Here is a 15,769-nt window from a genome sequence, read left to right as displayed (position 1 = left end):
TTTTAATTAACCTCAATATTAATTCTAAAATCTACAATTGCTTATGGCAACAATGAAAACTCCGGGTGTGTACATCGTGGAAAAAAGCGCTTTCCCCAATTCCGCGGTGGAAGTGGCTACTGCTGTGCCCGCTTTTATCGGTTATACCGAAAAAGCCCTGAACGGAAATGAGTCGCTGTTGAATAAACCTTTCCGGTTGACCTCGATGGCAGAGTTTCACTCTTTCTTTGGTGGTGCTCCCATCCCCCAATTTGGCATAACGGATGCTGAAGAGGGACAACAGGCAATTATTGCCGGTGACAAGAAGGTCGTAGTGGGACAGACCAATGTGAAGTTTACACTTTACTATCAGATGCTGATGTTTTTTGCTAACGGCGGCGGACCATGCTATATTGTTTCCGTAGGTGATTATACGGCAGATAGTATCAGTCCGGATGCATTGAAAGCAGGCGTAGAAACCTTGCTGAAAGAACAGGAACCCACTATGGTATTGGCGCCGGAATCGGTGAACATCCCCGATGTGGATTTGTGCTATAGCGTACAGACGGCCATATTGAGCCATTGTGGATATAAGATGCGCAATCGTGTAGCTATCCTCGATGTTTTTGATGGTTATAAAGATCGCAGGGATGGCGGTGATGTAGTGAATACATTCCGCGAAAAGATTGGTGCGGAGTTCCTGGACTTCGGAGTAGTTTATTATCCCTGGTTGAATACATCTATTGTCCAGGATCGGGATTTATCGTATCTGAACTTTGACAAGGAAGCGCTGAAGGCTCTGTTGGAAGAAGATCTGAAGCTCTATGATGAAACGAAACAGGCGCTTGTGAAGGAAGAAATCGAAAAGATTACCGATGAATCACTGGATGAAGTTGGAAAGAGTACACTTCACAAAACATTGGCTGTAATATGTCCAACATATGTGGCGTTGCTCAAAGAGGCGAAACGACTATTGAACCAGTTACCTCCATCGGCCGCTATGGCGGGTATCTATACAATGGTAGATAATACGAAAGGCGTATGGAAGGCACCGGCAAATGTATCGGTGAACTCTGTCATTTCTCCGGCAGTGAACATCACATCCGATGATCAGGAAGACTTGAACGTACCCCTATCGGGGAAAGCTGTAAATGCAATCCGCTCGTTTGTAGGCGAAGGTATCAAAGTGTGGGGTGCCCGTACACTAGACGGAAACTCTCTCGACTGGCGATATATAAACGTACGCCGCACCATGATCATGCTGGAAGAATCTGTGAAGAACGCTACACGGGCATATGTCTTTGATCCGAACGTAGCAGGTACATGGGTCAATATCAAAAGCATGATACAAAACTTCCTGAATGGTGTATGGAAACGCGGCGGTCTGGCAGGATCTACCCCAGATGACGCATTCAGCGTACATGTAGGATTGGGAGAGACGATGACGCCGGAAGATATACTCGAAGGTATCTTACGCATAACCGTTCTTGTAGCCATCACAAGACCTGCCGAGTTCATCGAAATCACCTTCCAACAACAAATGCAGAAGTCGTGAGGCACGACGGCCAGTGGCGGCCAGCCGCGCTGCGCAATAGGAGTGTTGTAAGGTTTAGCTAGTATTGGATATTGGTTTACAGAATAATAAGAACTCTGTGAAACTCTGTGGTGAACTTAAATAAATTCAAGATTATAAATTCAAAATTTAAATATTATGGCTGGAGAAGCACAAGATAATGTATGGCCTTTGCCCGCGTTTTATTTTAAAGTAGAAGTCGAGGACTTAGGTGAGATGTCTTTTAAAGAAGTCTCAGGGTTGGATCTCGAAGCACAGGTTATTGAATACAGGCATGGGAATAGCCCTGCTTTTTCAACAATCAAGATGCCGGGACTAAAGAAGTCAAGTAATGTTAGCCTGAAAAAGGGTGTGTTTAAATCGGATAATAAATTCTTTGACTGGTTCAATGAAATCAAATTGAACACTATCAAAAGAAGAGCGGTTACGATCAGCTTGCTGGACGAAGAAGGTAACCCTACAATGGTTTGGAAACTAGCCAATGCATGGCCAACCAAAATAACAGGGGTAAGCCTGAAATCCGACGGTAATGATCCGGCTGTTGAACAACTCGACCTTGCACATGAAGGGGTAACAATAGAGAACGGATAAGAATTTACGATTAGACGATTTACAATTTACGATTGGAATAACTAAGTTATGTTCTTTTAAGTTACAATAGATAAGGTTATTTCAATCGTAAAGCGTAGATGAAAAGTCGTAAACAAACAAGTAATTCCAATCATAAATTGTAAATCGTTAAATTGTAAATATGGCACAATGGAACCCACCCGTATCATTCTATTTTAAGATAGAGTTTAGTAAAGCCTCCGGTGTTTTTGATATGGCCTTTAAAGAAATCTCCGGTCTTTCGGAATCTATGGAGGTAGAGGAAGTGGAAGAAGGGGGAGAATCCCGGTTCAAGCATCAGCTTCCCAAACGGAGGAAACATGGGAACCTGGTTTGTAAGCGTGCGTTGTACTCGCTGAAAGAAAGCCCATTAGCCCGTTGGGTAAGAGATGTACTGGAAGGTGATTTTACAAAACCGATTGAAACCGCCAGCGCATTTGTTTCGCTTTTGGATCATAAGGGAGACAAGATCGCCGGGTGGTATCTGACAAATCTATATCCGGTGAAATGGGAATTGGAGAAGTTTGATTCCAAAAAAAATGAACTGGCTATTGAGAGTATTGAATTTGCTTTTAATACGATTGAACGAAAATTATAAATCCCCATGGCTATAGTCGTTAAAGAAATAATAGTAAAAACCACAGTGGAAAAAAGCGTTAAGCAAGTTCCTGTGGATGAAAATCTGATACGTCGGATAAAAGAGCAGGTGAAAGTAGAACTACAGGATGAAGAGTCCTGGCCTCGTGATGCTAAACGAGGTAAAAACAGGTGATAGCGTATGGGTGCGTTAGAGAAATTAACTATCATAGGTTATGAGGATGGCGAATGTACTATACCGACGAACAAGAAGTTTACCGCCATGATTAACCCTACGACATACGGAAGAAAACAGTCTGTAAGTTATCATAATGTAGAAGACATGAACGGAGTGAACGCTCCGACCTATCAAGGCTATAATGACGGAACGCTGAATCTGAAATTTGTGCTGGATACTACAGGTGTAGTGCCACGAACAGGAGGAAAGAACCTGCAAGGCATGATCAAACAACTTGAAGCTACAGTATACAAATATGTTGGGAAAGCTCATGAAACGCCTTATGTAAAAGTAACCTGGGGGGTATTGGACTTTCGGGGAAGGGTGAAGGACCTTGAAGTGGAATATAAACTGTTTTCACCTGCAGGAATGCCCTTACGTGCGGAGGTTACGCTCAATATCATAGCCTATAAAACTCCAAAAACCCAGAAGCGAGAGGAGAATAGTAATTCACCGGATTTATCGCACATTATAACCGTAAAGGCAGGAGATACGCTTCCCTGGCTATGCAAAGAAGTGTATAATAGTGCAGCCTACTGCATGGAGGTAGCCCGGATTAATGGATTGACCGGAATCAGAGATATAGCACCCGGTACCCGTTTGCTCTTCCCTCCATTGGCTAATGCATAATTTGAAATTATGAATTAACTATGCAGAACCATAATCGCAATCATAATTAGAAATTTTAAATTCAAAATTAATAAAGATGGCAGATAGTCCTAACACGAATACCGGAAAAGTAGTAACATTCGCGGTATTTAGTAATGGAAAGAAAGTATCTGATTTGCTTAAGTTCAAGTCGATAATAGTTCATCATGAAGTGAACCGGATAGGTAGTGCTATACTAAAGATCTTTGCAGGCGATATGCCGAAGGCTGATATACCTGAAAGTGCATCGGATGACTTCAAGCCCGGGCAGGAAATTAAAATAGAACTAGGATATGAAAGTCAGAATAAACAGGTATTTCAGGGGATAGTTGTTGCCCATAAAGTACAGATTTCGAAAACAGCCGATTCCTCTCCACTACTCATTGTTGAATGTAGAAATACCGCTATTCGTGCCACTGTTGGGCGGAAGAACCGGTTGTTCGAAAAGAAGACAGATAAACAAGCCATAACAACCGTGCTAAGTGAAGCCGGATTGTCGCCCACAGTAGGAGATACCCCGACAACGCATACCCAGCTTCTACAATATTACAGTACGGACTGGGACTTTGCATTGTCGCGTGCAGATGCTTGTGGATTGGTTGTTATTACCGATGGAAGCAAAGTAACAGTTAAAGCTCCTGAGATTTCGGCTAGCCCTGCTATGAAAATAAGCTATGGTACTGACCTGATATCATTTGATGGTGAACTTTATGCAGAAGATCAGTTTACTTCCGTAGAGAGTATTGGTTGGGACTCCACACAACAGAAAGTAGTGGTTGCAAGCTCTTCTCCGGCATCATTGAACCAGCAGGGTAACATGAGTGTATCGCAAATGTCCGATTCCGTCGGTACAGATAAGATTATTCTCCAGACGGATGCCTATTCGGATAGCGGTATGCTGAAATCGTGGGCAGATGCAACTTTATTGAAAGCCGGACTTGCACGCTATAAAGGAACATTCTCTTTCCGCGGCGATGCTAAAGCTGTAGCCGGCTGTATTATAGAACTGGCGGGACTGGGTACTCGCTTTAACGGAAAAGCATATGCGGGTTCGGTTACCCATACAATGAAAGAAGGTGTGTGGGTAACGGAAGTAGGGATGGGAATCTCTCCCATGCATATCACCCAACAGCCGGATGTGGTTGCACCTGCTGCTTCGGGCTTCCTGCCTGGTATCGAAGGATTACACATTGGCGTGGTTTCCAAACTGACAGAAGACCCTGATTCATTGGGACGTATTCAGGTGAAGATTCCTCTGTTAAATATTAGCAAGGATACGGTGTGGGCACGGTTAATACAATTCACTGCATCGAATAAAACGGGTGGTTTCTTTATGCCTTCCGTGGGCGATGAAGTGATCTTGGGGTTCCTGAATAATGATCCGAATCAGGCAATTATCCTAGGCAGCTTGTATAGTAGCAAACGTATGCCTCCATACACTTTAGATGATAATAACTATAAACGTGCCATTGTTACCCCTGAGAAATTAACCGTAGAATTGGATGATGAGAAGAAGATTATCACCATCACTACACCCGGAGAAAACTCTATCGTAATCAGTGACGATGGTAAAGGTATTACCCTGAAAGATCAGAATAACAATAAATTAGTCCTGAATGATAGTGGTATCAAACTGGAATCCGCAAAAGATATTGTGCTTACCGCCAAAGGTAACATTACCCTCGACGCAACGAGCAAAGCAACTATCAAAGCCAAACAAGATGTTGCCGTAGAAGGGTTGAACGTAAACCTCAAAGCTCAGATGGGAGCCTCGGTAAAAGGCAGTGCCACTGCTGAACTCTCTGCCTCCGGACAAACCACCGTTAAAGGTGCCATGGTTATGATTAATTGAGAATTGTAAATAGTAAATTGACTAATAGTAAATTGAATTTATGCCTCCAGCAGCAAGATTAACAGATATGCATACGTGTCCGATGCAGACACCGGCTTTTCCTTCCCCAATACCTCATGTAGGTGGGCCGATTGTGGGACCGGGTGCACCGACCGTACTAATAGGTAAAATGCCTGCCGCCGTAATGGGCGACAGTTGTGTTTGTGTAGGACCACTGGACTCAATCGTAAAGGGTTCTTCCACTGTTATGATCTGTGGAAAACCTGCCGCCCGGATGGGCGATACAACAGCGCACGGCGGATCAATCGTATTAGGGTGTCCAACGGTAATGATCGGAGGATAGTTCTTATGGATAAGGATAAAACATTTCTAGGGCAAGGCTGGGCTTTCCCTCCGGAATTCAATGGCGGGATTACCCCAACGGAAATGGTTTCGGCAGAGGAAGATATCCGGCAAAGCCTATATATCCTGTTATCCACCCGTACCGGCGAACGGATTATGCGTCCGGAATTTGGCTGTAATATCTATGAACTGGTATTCCATAATATGGATCTGACAGCCCGGACACAACTTATTGAAACCATTCGGAAAGCTGTGTTGTATTTTGAGCCACGAATTACTCTCGACGATGTATTGCTTGACACCAGTGAAGAACCAAACGGTATTTTACAGATTACGCTTGAATATACGATTCGGATGACCAATACGCGAAGTAATATGGTATATCCTTATTATTATGAAGAACATTTCTGAATATGATGGATTGAGCCGGGGAAAACGGTTGGAGAAAGCTTCTACTGTTATTCCGTTGCAAGTACTGGAAGATGATTTTCCGGTATTACTGGCTCGTATTCTTCATCGGTCAGATGAGTTTGCTTCTTATTACTGTTATCAACCGTTGGTTATTCTGTCGGAGATAGAGAATTTCAGCCTTTCAACATCTGAAGACACCTTCCATCACTTAAAGAACAAGCAACAAAAGGTAGGCTATGTTTGTAAACTGATTGTGCGTATAGAAGACTGGAGGAAGCGTTTGGAGTATGCATGTATAAACACCTCATCGCTTGTCATACTGAAAGACCTGAACGGACAGATACGCAACAACATTGCTCCTTTTTTTCCATTATTCCAGTCCCAGTATAATCCGGAATTGCCGGAAGGAGTAGGGAAGATATGGTATACAGGGAAAAAGAAAACATTATCGGATACAACGTCGCATGGACTGATGAGGCGGTTTTTCTCCCTGCTTCTTGCCTCAATAAAAATGATGCAGAGAAACAGTCAATTGTATCGGGAGGAAATTTGTTCATCCGGAATGATGGACCCCTCGCTTGCTGTAATTACGGCGTTTCTCAGAAATTATAAAATGATTGCCGGAAAGTTCAATGAGCATTGGCGGCAACTTCCTTATTTGTATTTGCAGGAGATACTGAAAGCAGTTCCTCGTCCAATGGTTCTGGGCACCGCATGGCTCTTTTTGGATAAGAATCCGGCTGTTGCAAATACCTTGATTCCTGCTGGAACCTACTTTCCTTCTGTTGATCAGCATGTAACTACGGGGTATAAACTTTTTTCGGATACATTTCTGTCTGATATGAAGGTGGAAATGCTGGATATGATTGTTTTGGAACGGAATAGAGAGCGTCATCCTGAAAATGTATTGAACTATGTTACCGCTTTGTCGCGAATTGATATAAAGTCTAACTTGTGTACCCCTGTCGCAGTTGGCTTTCAGATACAATCCAATGTTCTATTATTACGCGAAGGTGTCCGACGGGTTTCTATTACCTGCAAATTGACATCGAACGCTTATGATGAATTTAAGTTGTTGATTAACAGAGTTTCTTCTGCTGTTGATAACAGTGGAGATACCATAAGTGCAGCTGAGTCACTCTCTAAAATTCTACATGATTCCTTTTCACTGGAAGCTACTGTATCCTCCTGTTGGGGGGAGATTGAGAGTTTTCGCATACGTTTTTTGGATGAAGAGCGTTCTTTTCTCTTTCAATTCCATCTGGATGAAGATTTTCCGGCTTTGGAACCTCTTCATGGAGAAGAAAAGGTTACCATTCGATTATTGGTAAATAATACTGCCTGGTTATTTCCTTATTCGTGGGCCAGTAAGATCAGCTTTGAGTCTGTACACATTAAAGCTGAGGTACAGGGAGTACAGGATATTCGGCTTTACAATGAACTTGGTGAAGTGGATGCTAAACAGTCTTTTACCCCTTTCGGAGTAGAAGGCAAAAAAGGTAGCTGGTTGGTTTTCGGTAGTTATGAGATGGCGTGTAAGAGCATCACCCGCATTAATTTTTCTTTTAACTGGTTGCAGCTTCCCGCAGATCAGGGAGGATTGCATGCATATTATAGAACATATAATAAGAAAGGGGCAGACGAGATATCGAACCAGTCGTTCTGTGTACGGACGGAGTTCTTGCAGAATGACCGATGGAAACCAACCTCACCCGATAACACATATTATATGTTCCGGACTCAGAACATGCAGAATGGCAAACCCGAATTTGACGGACCATTAATAAATCAGGCTTCTATAGCGTTTGATGCTCCGGGAGTGCTTCCCTTGCGGTTATCCGATCCGGATAACTTCCGGTTTAAAATGGTTCATTCCGGGTTTTATCGTCTGGTATTTGATTCTCCCGAAATGGGATTTGGCAGTTCGCTTTACCGTCAACTCTTTGCCGATGTGATGATGCTCAATTCCCGCTCACGTAAAGAACGTCCTTTGCCCAATCCGCCTATTGCTCCGTTGATGGATGTTCCGTCGTTGAGTTATGTGGCCGAGGAGGAATGCTTCTTTACCATCGGGCAGTCTTGTCCCATAACGTTTTCCTATATCAATCCTTTATCGACAGAAGCGGATACGACTCCCAATACCACCCGCCCGCTTCCTTTATTGCAAGGACCTGTTGATGAGGGGAATTTTATTATTGCTTTTTCGGGTGCCGAGGGACAAAACATCATTCGAATGTATGTGGAAATGGAGCTGTTGCAGCGTGAAATAGACCACGACCATCTTCCGGTAACCGACTGGTATTTCAAAACAGAAAGCAAGTGGGTGCAGTTTCCTCCTGGCGGGGTGTTGCGTGATGATACCGGACATTTAATGCATAGCGGTGGAGTTGAATTGCAGCTTCCTCATCCTGTAGGGGAGGAAATGCTGGATGATGACGGGCTTTTCCGTATTTGTGTTTCTATACATCAAAATCTGGAGAACTGTTCGTCCGTGCGTAATATATATGTAAATGTAGCAGAAGCGGAAGTAACGCCTTTGCCCGGCGAGGAAACAATTATTCCTGCCATAGCTGCTGTCCGGCAGATTACCCCCGTACAAAATGCAGTTGCTACCGAAAGTCGCGTAGATATGAAAGCGCGGATCAGTGAACGGATGTCCCACCGTAACCGGGCATTACTACCGGAAGATTATGAGCAAATGGTGTTACAGGCATTCCCGGAAATAATCAAAGTGAAATGTGTTCCAGGGATAGATGCTAAAGAGCAGGGGCGTAGTGGCGTAGTAACCCTGGCTTTGGTTTGTGATACTCCTAATGAGCGGTTGCCATTGTGCGAAGACCGCTTGCTTTGTAAAGTCGAGGACTTCCTGCAATGTTACACATCGCCTTTTGTGATTGTTGATGCTATTAATCCCGTATACGAAGAAGTTACCGCTTTTTGTGGCATAACCATTCAGCCCGGATATTCGGCCGGGGTTGTTATCGCCGATATTCATCAAAGTATTGATGATTGTATTGCACCGTGGTTTGATAAGCATCAGGCGCCGGTATTTGGCTACTCTTTCTCCATGCGCGATTTATATAGCCAGATTCGAAAAAGCAAATACGTGGAGAAGCTTCACGGAATAAAGCTGGCTCATTTAACCAAAGATATTTATGGTGCAAACTACCTGAACCGGGAAATGCCGGAAAAGGTAGAAGAAATAACCATCAGTCCGTCTGCACCATGGGCTATACTGGTGCCTGCTGTACGGCAATATATCATTATATGTACAGAGAGTGAATGGCGTGAAAATACAGAGTATGGCGATCTTGAAGTGGGAAACACATTTGTAATCGGATAGTTTATTTGAATAAATAATTGATCAATATGGCAAAAACGAATCGAAAAACCCTGAAAGAATACTTTGGTAAGGGAAAGAAGCCCAGCAGTGAACAGTTTGCTGATCTGGTTGATTCAATGTTGAATATCGTTGACGACGGATTCGGCAAATCGCCCGAAAAAGGATTGCTGCTTTCTCCTTTGAACGAAGAGGGTGCTGTAATGGAAATACGCCGTAACATTCTGGGAGAAGATGCGTCGTGGATTTTCGGATTGGGAAAAGAAGAAGAACTCCATATTTACCGTGAGTCCAGAGATGTTCCTTATCTCACGCTTTACAAGGATGGTCGAGTGGTACTAGGAAATACCGATAATCCGGTGAGTGTGAAGGTCAACGGTACAGTACAGGCACATAGTTTCATTGGCGGATATATGCACGGAAAAATCCCTGCCGATGGTTTCTGGCATCCTATCGGTGAAATGGAATATGGCTGCCGTTCCTATCATATTGCAGCCGCCTGCGGACTGAAGAATACCGGAAAGTATGCTATTGCCAATGTAACGGCAATGCACTGTTTCGGGCAACGACGTCGTATACGAGGCAGTAATTCGTGGTTTGGAAACCGGTTTAACCGGATTCAATTTCGTTGGCATGTAGAAGGATTAAATTGTGGATTACAGATACGTACACGTTCCAATTATGGCAATGATGTTTGGATACACTACCGTATAAACACATTATTTGATATAGACTTTGTGACCAGATAAAGCCCGAATGAAAAAGCACATAACCATACCCCGGAAAGAGCCGTCGCAAGACCTATATACCCAATTACAGGAAGCGGCACTGAATGCAGTGCAACGCTATTCCGGTAATTTGTGGACGGACTATAACGAGCATGACCCCGGTGTGACGGTTATGGATGTGTTGAACTATACCTTACTCGAAACAGATTACCGTTTACAGTTTGACCTACAGGATTACCTGACTCCGGCGAAAGGAAAATGGCTACCTTCAGGCAATGCATTATTCTCGCCGTTGGAGATTTTCCCGGTGAATCCCGTAACGGAAGTTGATTACCGTAAACTGTTTGTTTCTTCTATAGATGATCTGAAAAATGTGTGGGTGGTACTCGACAAGAAAAAAGGCATTTACAATTTTATTGTTGACGCCCATCCGGACACCCTGCCATATCGTAGGAAAGAGATATTCGATGAAGTGCATGCGCTTTATTCCACCCACCGTAATTTATGCGAGGATATGGGTGGTATCCGCTTTTTGGAATACGACCAGGTCTTGTTGCATGCCGATATTGAGTTGGATGAGAAAACCAATGTCAATGCCATAATGGCTCGCATCTACCTTGAAACCCAGGAATTCCTGAACGCAGGAATGAGATTTAAACGTGTGGACGATCTGTTGAATGCCGGTAAAACACTGGATGAGATACTGGATGGCCCTTTACAAAGAAAAATGATCATTGACGATGAATCAATCATAGAGCGAAAAATGGAGTTTGATCTGTTCGTGCTGCATGGTCGTTTAAGGGAATTGCCGGGTATCCTTCGCGTAAACTCATTGGCTTTGGAGTGGAAAGGAGAACTTATCACTAGTACCCTGCGAGTAGAATCGCCCTTTCAGACCTTTGCGGTGTTTTATTCGCCGATGGAAGGAGAGCAAACTGTAATCCTGCGTAAGAAAGGAAAGAACGTTTTTGCCATTCCTGAGCGGGTGAACAGGATCTTATCCAATCTGCGCACCGAATTGTATGGGCATCAAAACATGGACACAGCCCAGGATTTGCTTGGAAATGACTTGCCGGGAACTTACCGGAATATATATTCTCATTTGCCGGTATGGAATGATCTGCCCGCTTGCTATAAAGGAGCAACACAACTGAAGGAGTATCTGGATGTATTTGATAAATTCATGATGGGAGTTCTAACCGAATTGGAGGAGTTACCCATATGGATGCGCACAGAAGCTCAACGCTTGTCGAATAAGAAAGAAATCTGGATGGATATGCTTGATTCACTTTATGACGTTGAAAGTAATCCTGAATATTTAAAGGAAAGCGAGGCAACTCAGGAGAATCGGATACGTCGTGCCACTTTTCTTGAGATGATTCCCAGATGGGGATACGAGCGTGGACGGGCAAGGGATTTGAGAGATTTTTCTCCTGAAAGTCTTTCAGGGGTGGAAGTTTACATGAAAGGGTTATTCAATTCGGATAAGTATGGGCTGAATATTGCGTTGATCGAACATCGTTTATTTTGTTTGGATGCAGATAGTTTACTAGGTGAAGCTTTCAACGCATCTGCCGTGCTTTCTGTAAATGATAACTATTTGACGGATAGTGAATTCAGGCATTGTTGTGAACAGGTACTTCGATCGCGTGTACCGGCACATATCCAGTTGCAGATTTATTGGCAGGACAAGCAGCGACTAAAGCTGTTTGATACGGATTATGCTTTCTGGAAGTACGCCCTGTCTACTACCGAAAAGGTCGGATTAAAAGAATTAACAGAACGATTAAAATACCGGTTGGCAGATGATAACTATTGGTACAGTAAAGTTTGATTTCCGGATGGATAATGAAGAGTTTCCCCAGCAGCTTTATGCACGTTGGGATAAATTCTTTGAGACTTCTTTCGAGGCTATTGTGGAAGAAGTTATGGCAAGTTATGACCATTCTAATGAGGTCTTGACTATTGATAGTTTGCCCATTGATCTTGGTACATTGCTTGAAGAGGAGTTTGATGAGCATTTTCCAATACGGCTCCGTGAAGCATTACATCAGTATTTTCAGGAATTGGCGTTAGCGGATAGCAGTGACACTCCTTTGAACGGTGTACAACGCATTTCTCTGGAGAAAAGCCTGTTGGATATTCTTTGTTTTTTCCTGATGCACGGATATTTGCCTGCCTATGCAGATAGTGAATGGAATGATATGGATAAACTGTTGCAGCTCGTCCTTCAAACTGCCCCAGACGGCTTAAGGGAGTTTTTGGAAAGCTATGCGCATTATGATTTTCTGTATAAGCGGTTGGTGTTTCAGTTTAGTGATGAACAGCTGGATGCTATTGTCGAAAAAGTGCATCCGTCGGAGGCTAAGTTTATTCATCTCTATACCCGTATTCAGATTCGTTCTTATAAGCTGAACCAGAATCCGGAGATTACATTTACCGACTATCGCAATGCTGTTTGGATACTGGTACTGGCGTATCTGTTCCATGAAAGCGGAAGCCGGTTTAGCCGGAAGCAACTAATTCTTCATACGCTCCGCGGATTATCGGCCAGGTTTAATCTGTCTTTTGTTGAACTGACCCGCATGCTTTCGGACAGACTGGACGAACTGGAAAAGAATACAATTAATCTGCCGGAGTTGTGGGCTATCCTGAAAGAGATAAGAAAGGATATTCATGGTGAACTCATGCAGTTGGATGGTAATTACCTGAAATATGCTTATCGGGAGATAACGGATGCTTTGCGAATGGTGAAAAAGGAGGATAATGCTTATTTATTAACTCCGGAAAATCTGGCGATTATCCTGTCTGATCCTGATTTGTGCAGGACATTATTAAAGCAACTCCGTGAGTCTGAGATTTATCGCCTGGTAGAGTGTGTTATTCCCCAGGAAAGTGAATTTGTTATTTCGTATGCCAAGTTACTCGATAAACACGAAGAGCGTGGGTATTTTACAGGGAAGGTAGGAGGAGAATTCCGGCTTATTAAATGGGAATTTATATTTGCTGTGATTTATCGTGCGCCTTTATCGTACTTTAATAGAACCAATTTTATACTGGGGGTTACACAGCGATTGGCTTCTCATTATAATCTGTCGGTAATTGAGGTTATACGCTTTTTGTTATCTGCAACGGAATTGCATGATATGTTTGTGTCAATGAATATTCTGCCGATATTGACTGGGTTGTCTGCATGGGTGGGTGACCAAAAAGCCAATCTTGTAGGGGCGGTTCGCGAACCGCCCAATGCACAGAATACACAGGAAATCATTTTTGGGCGGTTCGCGAACCGCCCCTACAGTAAATTATCAACTCTCAAGGGAGAAGAGAAATTGAACACATTGCTTGCTGTATTCGGTAGTGGCATGCTGCCACCATCCATCCCCGAGCAAGAAATTTATAAAATCATACAACACATCATCCCTACAGAAAGCGAGTTCATCATTTCTTATGCCCAACTATTAGATAAACATTCCGAAAAAGGAATGCTTGAAGGAAAAGCAGGCGGAGACTTCCGGATGCTAAAATGGAAATTCATCTTTTCCTGTTTACCGATTGGTGGTGCCGGTGGCGGTACGTTCTTCCATCGTAAATACTTCATTTACGATGTAATCAAGCAATTGGCAGCCCATTTTAACCAGAGTGTCGTTGATTTGCTAAGGTACTTCTACAAGGAATTTGCATCAAGCTCTCCATCTTCTCCTTATATGGAGTTGGCAAAGGTGCTAAATGAGTTATACCAGGAAACACTTTTATCTTTATCTAATGTTTCAACAATTGGAGCAATGAATAAAGAAACGGCAGAGGAGTGGATTCTATACTTATTTGGTACACATACTTCAGGTTCGCCACTCGGAAGACCTGGCAGCGGCACCTTGCCACACTTGCTGCACTTGTCGCCGCAGTGGTTGGTTTATTTATTGGATGAATATAACGACCTGTTCCGCACATTGTGGAAATCGGGTAAACTAGACGAATCTTTAATTTTTTCCATCCTTCAGCGTAGTGAAAAGTTGCAGCGCCTTTGGATACGCCGTATAGGCGATGCCCGTTTGTTGGAAGTTTACCAAATGTGGATGAAACGCTATCAGCAAATCAAAAGTCAATTATCTGGGTTTGCGTTCTTGCAAACTGTCAGTTTTTATTTATCTTTATGGATCACGCAACTTACAGCCCGGCGATATGCTGCCTGGTCTGCGGATGAAATTGAACGTTTCTTGATGGAAAGGGCGCGTAACAGTGTTCCCAGTGGTATAGTGGCAGTTTTTGATGTAATAAATAATAATCCCGATTATATTAATATTAAACTAATAACAAGAGCTATGAGTACAACTGATTTGAAAGAAATTAAAGAACCTGTTCATGTTGAAAACGCAGGAGTGGTATTGATGTATCCGTATTTAAGTATGTTGTTCAGGAGACTGGGAATGACCCCCTCAAATCCCTATGTATTAGCTGATAAAGAAGCACAGTTAAGAGCTATCTTCCTTTTGCAATATATAGTATATGGCGATGACAAAACCAAATTCAAGGAAGAAGAGCTGTTCCTGAACAAGATCATAGTGAATTGGGAGGGTGGACCTCTGCCCGCAGAGTATAAGTTGGAAGAAAGTGATAAAAAGTTAGTCAATGACATGTTGGAAGCAGCAAAGAATAGCTGGCAAAAAATGAGGGGAACGGCAGTTATGACTTTCCGGATAGCTTTTTTGCAACGTCCGGGACTGATCAAACCATCGGATGATGAGCACATTGTTAATCTTGATGTGGAGGAGAAGCCTTATGACCTGTTATTTGAAAGCCTGCCGTGGTCAATTGCTTATTCACGGATATTTAATTCGGAGAAACGGTTTAAAATCAAATGGAAAAACTTATGAACGCAGAAAGAACTCACAAAGAAGATTCCGGCTCACGCGTAGCGCAGCAGCGTAGTGCCGCGCTACAGATGCAGGACAATCGCGAAACGGCAGCTTTACAGTCTGGTTTGGTTGGTGCTATTCAACGTGCCGAAGACGAGGAAGAGCTTTTGCAGGGTAAATTTGAGGAAGGGAACCATACCGGAATGCCGGATGATGTGAAAACGCAGATGGAAGATTCCTTTAGTACGGATTTCTCGAGTGTGCGTATTCATGCCGACTCGGCCCGTGCACCCGAAGTTGGTGCTTTAGCTTACACACAGGGCACGGACATTCATTTCGCTCCGGGGCAGTTTAAACCCGAAACATCTGCCGGGCAACAGCTCCTGGGGCATGAGTTGACACATGTGATTCAGCAAGCCGAAGGACGCGTATCGCCTACAACAGAAGTCGGTGGAATGCCGGTGAATGACGATGTGAGCCTGGAAACCGAAGCGGATGTTATGGGGATGAAGGCTGCACGGTAATAGTTTGTGTTATGAAAGAATATATAAGCCACGGATTACACAGGATTGCACGGATTAAGATAGCATTAAATCCGTGTTGTTAAATCCGTGCAA

The 15,769-nt window shown here is 43.4% G+C and carries 13 protein-coding genes; all 13 read left to right on the top strand.

What is annotated here, in order from left to right:
- Positions 1-43 precede the first annotated feature (43 nt).
- The 13 genes from D0T87_RS13235 to D0T87_RS13175 all read left to right on the top strand — a co-directional run bounded on the left by D0T87_RS13235 (position 44) and on the right by D0T87_RS13175 (position 15,676).
- The gene (locus tag D0T87_RS13235) at positions 44-1,534 is read left to right on the top strand and encodes a phage tail sheath C-terminal domain-containing protein (RefSeq protein WP_163175613.1); all 1,491 of its coding nucleotides are present in this window, start codon (positions 44-46) and stop codon (positions 1,532-1,534) included.
- Positions 1,535-1,690: 156 nt separating this feature from the next.
- On the top strand, positions 1,691-2,143 hold the full coding sequence (locus D0T87_RS13230; RefSeq protein WP_163175612.1) for a phage tail protein: 453 nt from the start codon (positions 1,691-1,693) through the stop codon (positions 2,141-2,143).
- A gap of 160 nt (positions 2,144-2,303) precedes the next feature.
- The gene (locus D0T87_RS13225; RefSeq protein WP_163175611.1) at positions 2,304-2,759 is read left to right on the top strand and encodes a phage tail protein; all 456 of its coding nucleotides are present in this window, start codon (positions 2,304-2,306) and stop codon (positions 2,757-2,759) included.
- A 6-nt stretch (positions 2,760-2,765) separates the two neighbouring features.
- The gene (locus D0T87_RS13220; protein WP_163175610.1) at positions 2,766-2,933 is read left to right on the top strand and encodes a hypothetical protein; all 168 of its coding nucleotides are present in this window, start codon (positions 2,766-2,768) and stop codon (positions 2,931-2,933) included.
- 6 nt (positions 2,934-2,939) lie between these two features.
- Positions 2,940-3,605 (top strand): hypothetical protein, encoded by a 666-nt coding sequence (locus tag D0T87_RS13215; protein ID WP_163175609.1) that lies wholly within the window; start codon positions 2,940-2,942, stop codon positions 3,603-3,605.
- A 76-nt stretch (positions 3,606-3,681) separates the two neighbouring features.
- Entirely contained in the window at positions 3,682-5,475 is a 1,794-nt protein-coding gene (gene vgrG, locus D0T87_RS13210) for a type VI secretion system tip protein VgrG (RefSeq protein WP_163175608.1), read from the top strand.
- 40 nt (positions 5,476-5,515) lie between these two features.
- Entirely contained in the window at positions 5,516-5,818 is a 303-nt protein-coding gene (locus D0T87_RS13205; RefSeq protein ID WP_163175607.1) for a PAAR domain-containing protein, read from the top strand.
- Positions 5,819-5,823: 5 nt separating this feature from the next.
- Positions 5,824-6,228, top strand: a complete 405-nt coding sequence (locus D0T87_RS13200) for a GPW/gp25 family protein (RefSeq protein WP_163175606.1) — start codon at positions 5,824-5,826, stop codon at positions 6,226-6,228.
- Complete coding sequence (locus D0T87_RS13195; protein ID WP_163175605.1) at positions 6,212-9,571, top strand: hypothetical protein; 3,360 nt, start codon at positions 6,212-6,214, stop codon at positions 9,569-9,571. Before D0T87_RS13200 ends, D0T87_RS13195 begins: the two co-directional genes overlap by 17 nt.
- Positions 9,572-9,597: 26 nt before the next feature.
- Positions 9,598-10,317 (top strand): hypothetical protein, encoded by a 720-nt coding sequence (locus tag D0T87_RS13190; RefSeq protein ID WP_163175604.1) that lies wholly within the window; start codon positions 9,598-9,600, stop codon positions 10,315-10,317.
- Between the two features lie 7 nt (positions 10,318-10,324).
- Positions 10,325-12,130, top strand: coding sequence for a hypothetical protein (locus D0T87_RS13185; RefSeq protein WP_163175603.1), 1,806 nt, complete (start codon positions 10,325-10,327; stop codon positions 12,128-12,130).
- Positions 12,102-15,170: a contractile injection system tape measure protein gene (locus D0T87_RS13180; RefSeq protein WP_163175602.1), complete on the top strand. Its 3,069-nt coding sequence runs from the start codon at positions 12,102-12,104 to the stop codon at positions 15,168-15,170. Before D0T87_RS13185 ends, D0T87_RS13180 begins: the two co-directional genes overlap by 29 nt.
- Positions 15,167-15,676, top strand: a complete 510-nt coding sequence (locus D0T87_RS13175) for a DUF4157 domain-containing protein (protein ID WP_163175601.1) — start codon at positions 15,167-15,169, stop codon at positions 15,674-15,676. Before D0T87_RS13180 ends, D0T87_RS13175 begins: the two co-directional genes overlap by 4 nt.
- Positions 15,677-15,769 lie beyond the last annotated feature (93 nt).

The organism is Bacteroides sp. 51, from assembly GCF_010500965.1.
GTDB lineage: Bacteria > Bacteroidota > Bacteroidia > Bacteroidales > Bacteroidaceae > Bacteroides.
Note: the sequence above shows the minus strand (reverse complement) of the source record. Positions and strands in the feature narration are given on the sequence as shown.

What these genes read in the sequence shown, in the direction of transcription:
- D0T87_RS13235 (WP_163175613.1), top strand. Translation starts at nt 44, where the DNA reads ATGGCAACAATGAAAACTCCGGGTGTGTACATCGTGGAAAAAAGCGCT.
- D0T87_RS13230 (WP_163175612.1), top strand. Translation starts at nt 1,691, where the DNA reads ATGGCTGGAGAAGCACAAGATAATGTATGGCCTTTGCCCGCGTTTTAT.
- D0T87_RS13225 (WP_163175611.1), top strand. Translation starts at nt 2,304, where the DNA reads ATGGCACAATGGAACCCACCCGTATCATTCTATTTTAAGATAGAGTTT.
- D0T87_RS13220 (WP_163175610.1), top strand. Translation starts at nt 2,766, where the DNA reads ATGGCTATAGTCGTTAAAGAAATAATAGTAAAAACCACAGTGGAAAAA.
- D0T87_RS13215 (WP_163175609.1), top strand. Translation starts at nt 2,940, where the DNA reads ATGGGTGCGTTAGAGAAATTAACTATCATAGGTTATGAGGATGGCGAA.
- vgrG (WP_163175608.1), top strand. Translation starts at nt 3,682, where the DNA reads ATGGCAGATAGTCCTAACACGAATACCGGAAAAGTAGTAACATTCGCG.
- D0T87_RS13205 (WP_163175607.1), top strand. Translation starts at nt 5,516, where the DNA reads ATGCCTCCAGCAGCAAGATTAACAGATATGCATACGTGTCCGATGCAG.
- D0T87_RS13200 (WP_163175606.1), top strand. Translation starts at nt 5,824, where the DNA reads ATGGATAAGGATAAAACATTTCTAGGGCAAGGCTGGGCTTTCCCTCCG.
- D0T87_RS13195 (WP_163175605.1), top strand. Translation starts at nt 6,212, where the DNA reads ATGAAGAACATTTCTGAATATGATGGATTGAGCCGGGGAAAACGGTTG.
- D0T87_RS13190 (WP_163175604.1), top strand. Translation starts at nt 9,598, where the DNA reads ATGGCAAAAACGAATCGAAAAACCCTGAAAGAATACTTTGGTAAGGGA.
- D0T87_RS13185 (WP_163175603.1), top strand. Translation starts at nt 10,325, where the DNA reads ATGAAAAAGCACATAACCATACCCCGGAAAGAGCCGTCGCAAGACCTA.
- D0T87_RS13180 (WP_163175602.1), top strand. Translation starts at nt 12,102, where the DNA reads ATGATAACTATTGGTACAGTAAAGTTTGATTTCCGGATGGATAATGAA.
- D0T87_RS13175 (WP_163175601.1), top strand. Translation starts at nt 15,167, where the DNA reads ATGAACGCAGAAAGAACTCACAAAGAAGATTCCGGCTCACGCGTAGCG.